Source organism: Actinoplanes sp. NPDC049118 (assembly GCF_040648555.1).
In the GTDB taxonomy this organism is placed as follows: Bacteria; Actinomycetota; Actinomycetes; order Mycobacteriales; family Micromonosporaceae; genus Actinoplanes.
On sequence record NZ_JBEZDY010000058.1, the window covers coordinates 1 to 10,468 of the forward strand.

2 protein-coding genes are annotated in these 10,468 nt (G+C 74.4%); both read left to right on the forward strand.

Going from position 1 to position 10,468, the window contains the following annotated elements:
• The coding region (locus tag AB0B58_RS41955) for a type I polyketide synthase (protein ID WP_360236892.1) at window positions 1-4,110 on the forward strand (4,110 nt) is incomplete at its 5' end.
• Window positions 4,111-4,229: 119 nt separating this feature from the next.
• The coding region (locus tag AB0B58_RS41960) for a type I polyketide synthase (protein WP_360236895.1) at window positions 4,230-10,468 on the forward strand (6,239 nt) is incomplete at its 3' end.

Consider the following 10,468-nt stretch of genomic DNA (forward strand, 5'->3'; position numbering starts at 1 on the left):
TCGGGCGCCGTTTCGCTGCTCAGTGAGGCCCGGGAGTGGCCGGCAACGGACCGGCCGCGGCGCGCGGGTGTGTCGTCGTTCGGGATCAGCGGCACGAATGCGCACCTGATCCTGGAGCAGGGCCCGGAACCGGCCCTGGAGAAGGCGGCCGGAGACGCTGTCGTGCCGTGGGTGGTGTCGGCGAAGTCGGAGGCGGCGCTGCGTCGGCAGATCGAGCGCCTGGCGGAGGTGGGCGGGCATCCGGTGGATGTCGGCTTCAGCCTGGTGAACTCGCGGGCGGTGTTCGGGCATCGGGCGGTCGCGGTGGGTTCGTCGGCGGCGGAGCTGATCGCGGGTCTGCGTGAAGCGGTCGCGGTGGAGGCGAGTGCGGGTCGTGGTCCGGTGATGGTGTTCCCGGGTCAGGGTTCGCAGTGGGTTGGCATGGCGGTCGAGCTGGCCGCGGCATCGCCGGTCTTCGCCTCCGCTCTGCGGGATTGCGCGGAGGCGTTGGCGCCGCACGTCGACTGGGATCTGTTCGAGGCTCTCAAGGACGAGGGCCTGTTGTCGCGGGTGGATGTGGTGCAGCCGGTGTCGTTTGCCGTGCATGTGTCGCTGGCGAGGTTGTGGGAGTCGTTCGGGGTGCGTCCGGCGGCGGTGGTCGGGCATTCGCAGGGCGAGATCGCCGCCGCGCACATCGCGGGCGCGCTGTCGCTGGCCGATGCCGCGCGGGTGGTGGCGGTGCGGTCGAAGGCGATCCGGGTGTTGTCCGGCACCGGTCTGATGGCGTCGATCGGTCGCCCGCTGACCGACCTGCCTGAGGGCGTCTCGATCGCCGCGGTCAACGCGCCGTCGTCGGTGGTGGTGTCCGGCGAGCCGCAGGCGGTGAAGGACCTGGTCGCCTCGTGTGAGGCCGACGGGGTTCGGGCGCGGTTGATTGCGGTGGATTATGCGTCGCATTCGGCGATGATCGAACCGTTGGAGGCCGACCTGCGGGAGCAGCTCGGCACCGTGAACGCGGTCGCCTCCACAGTGCCGATGTTCTCCACCGTCACCGGCGCCTGGGCGGACACCACCTCACTGGACGCGGGCTACTGGTACGAGAACCTGCGCCGCACGGTGCGGTTCGCCGACGCGATCGAGGCCCTGTCCAACGACGGCTTCGGTCTGTTCGTGGAGGTGTCCGCGCATCCGGTGGTGGCGGTGCCGATCAGTGAGATGGGCGGCACGGTCGTCGGTAGTCTCCGCCGCGATGACGGTGGTTGGGGGCGGTTCCTGACCTCGGTCGGTGAGGCGTTCAGCCGCGGCGCGCGGGTGGACTGGGCGAAGGCGTTCCCGGACGGGGCGCGGGTCGTGGACCTGCCCACCTACGCCTTCGAACAGCAGCGGTACTGGCTCGAAGGCGACGCCGTCAGCGCCGACGTCACCTCGGCCGGGCTCGGCCAGGCCGAACACCCGATGCTCGGGGCCGTGGTCACCCTCGCCGGTTCCGGACAGGTGGTGCTGACCGGCAGGCTCTCCCTCAAGAGCCACCCGTGGCTGGCCGAGCACGCGGTGCTCGGCACGGTGCTGCTGCCCGGCACCGCGTACGTGGAACTGGCCGTCCGCGCCGGCGACGAGGTCGGCTGCGACCGGGTCGACGAGCTCACCCTGCTCGCCCCGCTTGTCGTACCGGACGTCGACGCCGTGCAGGTGCAGGTGACCGTCGGGGCGCCGGACCCGGCCGGCCGGCGCGAGGTGGCCGTGCACTCGCGGCCCGAGGACGCCGCCGGCGCCTGGACCACCCACGCCACCGGCACGCTGACGGCCGGCGCGGCGGCGCCGGACCTCGACCTGACGGCATGGCCGCCCGCCGGCGCGCAGCCGGTGGACCTGACCGGCGGATACGACGACCTCGCCGCCAACGGCTACGAGTACGGACCGACGTTCCGGGGACTGCGCGCGGCATGGCGGCACGGCACCGACATCTACGCCGAGGTCGCCCTCCCCGAGCCGGCCGCGGCGAACGGCTTCACCCTGCACCCGGCGCTGCTCGACGCCGCGCTGCACCCGGTCGGCATCGGCGCCACGGATTCGGTGCTGCTGCCGTTCAGCTGGAGTGGGGTGAGCGTGCACGCCGCCGGCGCCACCGCGCTCCGGATCCGCCTCACCCAGGGCCCGGGCGACCGCCTATCCCTCGCCGTCGCGGACGCCACCGGCGCGCCGGTCGCCACCGTCGACGAACTGGTGATGCGGCCCGTCACCGCGGCGCAACTGGACGCCGCGCGGTCCGCCGCCGTGCTGCACACGACGGTGTGGACGGAGTCGGCGGCGCCGCCGTCCGCGGCGACCCCGCCGACGGCCGTGCTCGGCTTCGACGACCTCGGCGTACCCGGCGCTGCGCTGCACGCCGACCTGGCCGGACTGGTCGAGGCCCTCGACGGCGGCGCGGCCGTACCGGCGCTGGTGTTCGCCCCGGTGACCGGGGACGGCAGCGACCTGCCGGCGGCCGTCCGCGCGGTCACGGCCGCCGCCCTCGAACTGCTGCAGGGCTGGCTCGCCGACGACCGGCTGGCCGACTCCCGGCTGGTCCTGGTCACCACCGGCGCGGTCGCCACCGAGCCCGCTGGCCCGGTCCGCGACCTGATCGCCGCGCCGGTCCGGGGCCTGCTCAGGTCCGCCGAGGCGGAGCACCCCGACCGGTTCGGCCTGCTCGACCGCGACGGCGGCACGGTGCCCTGGGCCGCCGTGGCGGCGGCTCTCGGCGCCGAGAACGAGCTCGCGGTCCGCGACGGCGCCCTGTACGCGCCGAGGCTGGCCGAATCGACCGGCGAGGCGGAGCCGGCGACCTTCACCGAAGGCGTCGTCCTGCTCACCGGCGGCACCGGCACGCTCGGCGCCCACGTGGCCCGGCGGCTGGTCACCGGGCACGGCGCCCGGCGGCTGCTGCTCACCAGCCGGCGCGGCGAGCAGGCGGCGGGCGCCGCCGACCTGCGCGCGGAACTGACCGGTCTCGGCGCCGAGGTCACCATCGCCGCCTGCGACATGACCGACCGGGAGGCCGTCGCGGCGCTGTTCGCCGAACACCCGATCACCGCCGTGGTGCACACCGCCGGGGTCACCGACGACGGTGTGCTCGGCTCGCTCGACGCGGCCAGGCTCGACACGGTGATGCGGCCCAAGGTGGACGCCGCCGTCGTGCTGGACCAGCTCACCCGCGACCGCGACCTGTCCGCGTTCGTGCTGTTCTCCTCGGCGGCGGGCACGCTGGGCAGCGCCGGGCAGGCCAACTACGCCGCCGCCAACGTGTTCCTCGACGCGCTGGCCACCCACCGGCGGTCGCTCGGCCTGCCGGCCACCTCGATCGCCTGGGGCTTCTGGGCCGAGCGCAGCGAGCTGACCGGCCGGCTCGGCGACACCGACGTGGCCAGGATGGTGCGCTCCGGCGTCACGGCGATGCCGACCGGCACCGGGCTGGCCCTGTTCGACGCCGCGCTTCGCGCCACCGACCCGGCGGTCGTGGCGGCCAGGTTCGACCTCGGCCGCCTCCGCGCCCGGGCCGCCGACCACGGGGTACCGCCGATCCTGCGCGGCCTCGTGCGCGCACCCGGGCGGCGATCGGTCGCGGAGGCCGCGGTCTCCGCCTCGGAGGCCGAGGCGCTGCTGCGCCGGATCGCCGCGCTGCCGGCCGAGCAGCGGATCCTGGCCGCGGGAGACCTGGTACGCATGCACGTCGCCGCCGTGCTCGGGTTCGCCGGCCCGCACGCCGTCGATGCCGAACGCGGCCTGGTCGACCTCGGCTTCGACTCGCTCACCGCGCTGGAGCTGCGCAACCGGCTCGGCCGGGCCACCGGGCTGCGGCTGCCCGCGACGCTGATCTTCGACTACCCGACGGTGTCGGCCCTCGCCGGTCATCTGCTCGACCGGCTGCCGACGGGCGAACCGGAGCGGCCGGCCGCGCCGGTCCACGCCCAGCTGGACCGGCTGGAGGCGCTCATCACCCTGCCGCTGCCCCACGACGACCGGTCCGGCGTCCGCGGCCGCCTACAGGAGCTGCTGCGGCGCCTCGGCGAGACGGACGCCACGGACCTGACCGGCGAGCTGGACACCGCCAGCGACGAGGAGATGTTCGCGTTCATCGACACCTTGGCCTGACCATCCGAACACCGTTCCCGGGCAGCCGTGCGGGCTGCCCGGGAACGGTGTTTTCCGCAGGGGTGGCAGGGGTCCGCTAGGGGTTTGATCAGCCGATCGCGGCCCGCAGGCTGAAGTGCATGGAGAACGAGCAGAAGCTTCGCGAGTACCTCAAGCGGGTCACCGCCGACCTGGCACAGACGAAGCAGCGGCTGCGCGAGACCGAGGAGCGCGCGGCCGAGCCGATCGCGATCGTGGGCATCGGCTGCCGGTACCCGGGCGGGGTCGACGGCCCCGAGCGGCTGTGGGACCTGGTCGCCGGCGGGCGGGACGCCGTCTCCGCGTTCCCCGACGACCGGGGCTGGCCCCTGGACCGGCTCTACGACGCCGACCCGGAGACCGCCGGCACCTTCTACACCACCGGCGGCGGGTTCATCGACGGCGCGGCCGACTTCGATCCGGCGTTCTTCGGCATCAGTCCGCGCGAGGCGCTGGCCATGGACCCGCAGCAGCGGCTGCTCCTCCAGGTCTCCTGGGAGGCGTTCGAGCGCGCCGGCATCGACCCGGCGACCGTGCGCGGCAGCCAGACCGGCGTCTTCGCCGGCGTGATGTACCAGGACTACGCGTCGCGGGTGGACAGCACCCCCGCCGACCTGGAGGGCTACATCGGCAACGGGAACGCGTACAGCGTGGCCTCCGGCCGGATCTCCTACCTGCTCGGCCTCGAGGGGCCGGCGATCACCGTCGACACCGCCTGCTCGTCGTCGCTTGTCACTCTCCACCTGGCCGCGCAGTCGCTGCGCCGCGGCGAATGCTCGATGGCGCTGGCCGGCGGCGTGACCGTCATGTCCACCCCGGAGGTCTTCGTCGAGCTGAGCCGCCAGCGCGGCCTCGCCGCCGACGGGCGGTGCAAGTCGTTCGCGGCCGCGGCGGACGGCACCGGCTTCGCAGAGGGCGTCGGCCTGCTGCTGCTCGAGCGACTCTCCGACGCGGAACGCCTCGGACACCGGGTGCTCGCGGTCATCCGCGGCTCCGCGGTCAACCAGGACGGCGCCAGCAGCAGCCTGACCGCCCCGAACGGCCCGTCGCAGGCTCGGGTGATCCGGTCGGCGCTGGCCAACGCTGGTCTGTCCACTTCGGACGTGGACGCGGTCGAGGCGCATGGCACGGGTACGACGCTCGGCGATCCGATCGAGGCGCAGGCGTTGCTGGCGACGTATGGCCGCGATCGGGCGGGCCAGCCGTTGTGGCTGGGTTCGTTGAAGTCGAACATCGGGCACACGCAGGCCGCGGCGGGTGTCGGCGGTGTGATCAAGATGGTGATGGCGATGCGGCACGGTGTGCTGCCGGCCACGTTGCACGTTGACGAGCCGACGCCACAGGTGGACTGGGAGTCCGGTGCCGTCTCGCTGCTGACCGAGGCGCGGGACTGGCCGGAGACGGGCCGTCCGCGGCGTGCGGGTGTGTCGTCGTTCGGGATCAGCGGCACCAACGCCCATGTCGTGCTGGAGCAGGCACCCGAACCGGCCCCGGCCGCGGCGGCGCCGGCGGACGCTGTCGTGCCGTGGGTGGTCTCGGCGAAGTCGGAGGCCGCGCTGCGCCGGCAGATCGAGCGCCTGGCGGAGGTGGGCGGGCCTCCGGTGGATGTCGGCTTCAGCCTCGTGCGGTCGCGGGCGGTGTTCGGGCATCGGGCGGTCGCGGTGGGTTCGTCGGCGGCGGAGCTGATCGCGGGACTGCGGGAGGCCGTGGTCGCCGAGGCGGTGCCGGGTCGTGGTCCGGTGATGGTGTTCCCGGGTCAGGGTTCGCAGTGGGTTGGTATGGCGGTCGAGCTGGCCGCGGCATCGCCGGTTTTCGCCTCCGCTCTGCGGGATTGCGCGGAGGCGTTGGCGCCGCACGTCGACTGGGATCTGTTCGAGGCTCTCAAGGACGAGGGCCTGTTGTCGCGGGTGGATGTGGTGCAGCCGGTGTCGTTTGCCGTGCATGTGTCCCTGGCAAAGTTGTGGGAGTCGTTCGGGGTGCGTCCGGCGGCCGTGGTCGGGCATTCGCAAGGGGAGATCGCCGCCGCCTGTGTGGCGGGTGCGCTGTCTCTGGCGGACGCGGCGCGCATCGTCGCGGTGCGGTCGAAGGCGATCCGGGTGTTGTCCGGCACCGGCCTGATGGCGTCGATCGGGAGCCGGCTGACCGAGCTGCCTGAGGGTGTGTCGATCGCGGCGGTGAATGCGCCGTCGTCGGTGGTGGTGTCGGGTGAGCCGCAGGCGGTGCGGGATCTGGTCGCCTCGTGCGAGGCGGACGGGGTTCGGGCGCGGTTGATTGCGGTGGATTATGCGTCGCATTCGGCGATGGTGGAGAGCCTGCGTGAGGAGTTGATCGTCGGGCTGGGTGAGGTGAACGCGGTCGCGTCGGCGGTGCCGATGTTCTCTACGGTGACCGGCGAATGGGCGGACACCAGCAGCCTTGATGCGGGTTACTGGTACGAGAACCTGCGGCGGACGGTGCGGTTCGCCGACGCGATCGAGGCCCTGTCGAATGAGGGCTTCGGTCTGTTCGTGGAGGTGTCGGCGCATCCGGTGGTGGCGGTGCCGATCAGTGAGATGGGCGGCACCGTCGTCGGTAGTCTCCGCCGGGATGACGGTGGTTGGGGGCGGTTCCTGGCCTCGGTCGGTGAGGCGTTCAGCCACGGTGCGCGGGTGGACTGGGCGAAGGCGTTCCCGGACGGGGCGCGGATCGTGGACCTGCCCACCTACGCCTTCGAACAACAGCGGTACTGGCTGGACGCGGACGAGGCGCACGAGCAGGTCACGGCCGCCGATCCCGTCGACGCCCGGTTCTGGGCCGCCGTCGAGGAGGGCGACCTGGCGACCCTCGGCGCCGACCTGGGCCTGACCGACGAATCCCAGCACGCCTCCCTCGGCACCATGCTGCCGATGCTCGCCGAATGGCGGCACCGGGAACGGACACACGCCACGGCCGACAGCTGGCGGTACCGGATCAGCTGGCGCCGGCTCGCCGACCCCTTGGCGCCCAGCCTGCAGGGCGACTGGCTGCTCGTGACCGCACCCGGCGACGCCGCCACAGACGTCGAGCAGGCGATCACCGCGCACGGGGGTCACGCCGTACGCGTGGAGGCCGCCACCGACCGCGCCGCCCTCGCGGACCGGCTGCGCGCCGCGGCCGGGCCCGTGCGCGGCGTGGTCTCCACCCTCGCCGCCGACACCCGGCCGTGCCCCGGCGCCCCGGCGGTGTCCGCCGGGCTGGCCGGCACCCTCACCCTGATCCAGGCCCTCGGCGACGCCGGCCTCGATGCGCCGCTGTGGCTCGTCACCCGCGCCGCGGACGCCGACCCGCAGCAGGCGCAGATCCACGGCCTCGGCCGGGTCGCCGGGCTGGAACACCCCGAGCGCTGGGGCGGCCTCGTCGACACGCCCGCGGTCTGGGACGAGCGCACCGCCGTCCGCCTGGCCGGGGTCATCGCCGGAATCGCCGACGAGGACCAGGTCGCCGTCCGGCCCGACGGCGTGTACGCCCGCCGCCTCGCACACGCCCCGCCGTCCGCCCCGGCCGACCGGACCGCCTGGCGGCCCCGCGGCACCGTGCTGGTCACCGGCGGCACCGGCGCGCTCGGCGCACACGTCGCCCGATGGCTCGCCGCCAACGGCGCGGCGCACCTCGTCCTCACCGGACGCCGCGGCGCCGCCGCGCCCGGCGCATCCGCCCTCACCGGCGAGCTGACCGCGCTCGGCGCCCGGGTCACCGTCGCCGCCTGCGACGCCGCGGACCGCGACGCGCTCGCCGCCGTGCTCGCCGAGGTGCCGGCCGACCAGCCGCTCACCGCGGTCGTCCACGCGGCCGGCATCGGCGACGCGGCGAGCCTCGCCGACACCGACCTCGGGCTGCTCGAGCGGATGATCGCCGGCAAGGCGCTCGGCGCCCGGCACCTCGACGAACTGCTCGGCGACACCCCCCTCGACGCCTTCGTGCTGTTCTCCTCCAACGCCGGCCTGCTCGGCGGCGGAGGGCAGGGCGCGTACGCCGCCGCCAACGCCGCCCTGGACGCGCTCGCCGCGGCCCGCCGCGCCCGCGGACTCACCGCCACCTCGATCGCCTGGGGTCTGTGGGCCGGGGGAAGCGGGCTCGGCGACGCCCGGGACGAGCAGTACGTGCTGCGCCGCGGCCTGCGACCCATGGATCCGGAGACCGCGGTCGCCGCCCTCGTCCGCGCGGTCGGGCAGGGCGACACCTCCGTCGCCGTCGCCGACGTGGACTGGGAACGGTTCGCCGCCGCCTTCACCTCGGGCCGCTCCCGCCCGCTGATCGGGGACCTGCCCGAGGTGCGGGCCGCGCTCGCCCGCAGCGAGGCGCCGGCCGAGACGACCGCGCCGGCGCTCGCCGGGCGCCTCGCCGGTATCGCACCCGCCGACCGGCACGCCGTCGTCCTCGACCTGGTCCGGGCGCAGGCCGCCACCATCCTCGGCCACGCCGGCGCCGACGGCATCGAGGCGCACCGCGCCTTCAAGGAGCTGGGTTTCGACTCGCTCACCGCGGTCGAGATGCGCAACCGGCTGAGCGCGGCCACCGGCGTCCGGCTGCCCGCCACCCTGGTCTTCGACCACCCGACCGCGTCCGCCGTCGCCGACTTCCTGCTCGCCGAGGTGTTCGGCGGGGGCGCCGGCGAGTCCGCGCCCGTCGCCGCCGGCCGGCCGGTGGACGACGAGCCGATCGTGATCGTCGGCATGGCCTGCCGCTTCCCGGGCGGCGTCGGCTCCCCGGAACAGCTCTGGCAGTTGGTCGCGCAGGGCCGCGACGCGATGGGGGAGTTCCCCGCCGACCGCGGGTGGGACCTCGACGCCATCTACGACCCGGACCCCACCCGCTCCGGCACCACCTACACGCGCCAGGGCGCCTTCGTCGCCGACGCCGGCGGCTTCGACCCCACCTTCTTCGGCATCAGCCCCCGCGAGGCGCTGGCCATGGACCCGCAGCAGCGGCTGCTGCTGGAGGCCGCTTGGGAGACCTTCGAACGTGCCGGCATCGACCCGACCGCGCTGCGCGGCAGCGCCACCGGCGTCTTCGTCGGCGCCAGCTCACAGGGGTACGGATCCGAGGCGTACGAGATCCCGGAGGAGGCGCAGGGCTACTTCATCACCGGCGGCCAGACCGCCGTCATCTCCGGCCGGGTGTCGTACGTGCTGGGGCTCGAGGGCCCGGCGATGACCGTCGACACCGCCTGCTCGTCTTCCCTGGTCGCGCTGCACCTGGCGGCGCAGTCGCTGCGGCAGGGCGAGTGCACGCTGGCCCTGGCCGGCGGCGTGAACGTGATGGCCGGCCCCGGCGCCTTCATCGAGTTCTCCCGCCAGCGCGGCATGGCGCCGGACGGCCGGTGCAAGCCGTTCGCGGCCGCCGCGGACGGCACCGGCTGGGGCGAGGGCGTCGGCGTGCTCCTGCTGGAGCGGCTGTCGGACGCGCGTGCCAACGGGCACCGGGTGCTGGCCGTGGTCAGCGGCAGCGCGGTGAACCAGGACGGCGCCTCCAACGGGCTCTCCGCCCCGAACGGGCCGTCGCAGCGCCGGGTGATCCGCCAGGCGCTCGCCAACGCCGGACTGTCCACGTCGGACGTCGACGCGGTGGAGGCGCACGGCACCGGCACGACGCTGGGCGATCCGATCGAGGCGCAGGCGCTGCTGGCGACGTACGGGCAGGACCGCGGCGAGGGCGAGCCGCTCTGGCTCGGCTCGGTCAAGTCGAACATCGGGCACACCCAGACCGCGGCGGGCGTCGCGGGCATCATCAAGATGGTCATGGCGCTGCGCCACGGCACCCTGCCCGCCACCCTGCACGTCGACGCGCCGAGCCCGCACGTCGACTGGGAGTCCGGCGCGGTCGAGCTGCTGGCCGAGGCCCGGCCGTGGCCGGAGACGGGTCGCCCGCGCCGGGCGGGTGTGTCGTCGTTCGGGGTCAGCGGGACGAACGCGCACGTGATCGTGGAGCAGGCGCCGCCGGTCGAGGCGGTGGCCCCAGTCGACGCGGTGGTGTCGGGTCCGGTGCTGGTGCCGTTGTCGGCGCGTTCGGAGCCGGCGCTGCGGGCCCAGGCCCGGCAACTGCTGGATCAGCCCGGTGAGATCACGGATCTGGCGTGGTCGCTGGCGTCGACTCGGGCCCGGCTGTCGCACCGGGTGGCGCTGGTCGCTGGAGACCGCCAGGAACTCGATGCCGCCTTGGCGTCGCTGGTGGACGGTGGCGCGCTACCCGGCGCGACCGGCTCCGGTAAGACGGCGTTCTTGTTCACGGGTCAGGGTGCTCAGCGTCCGGGTATGGGTCGGGAGCTGTATGCCGCGTTCCCGGTGTTCGCGGAGGCGTTCGACGCCGCGTGTGAGGCGTTGGG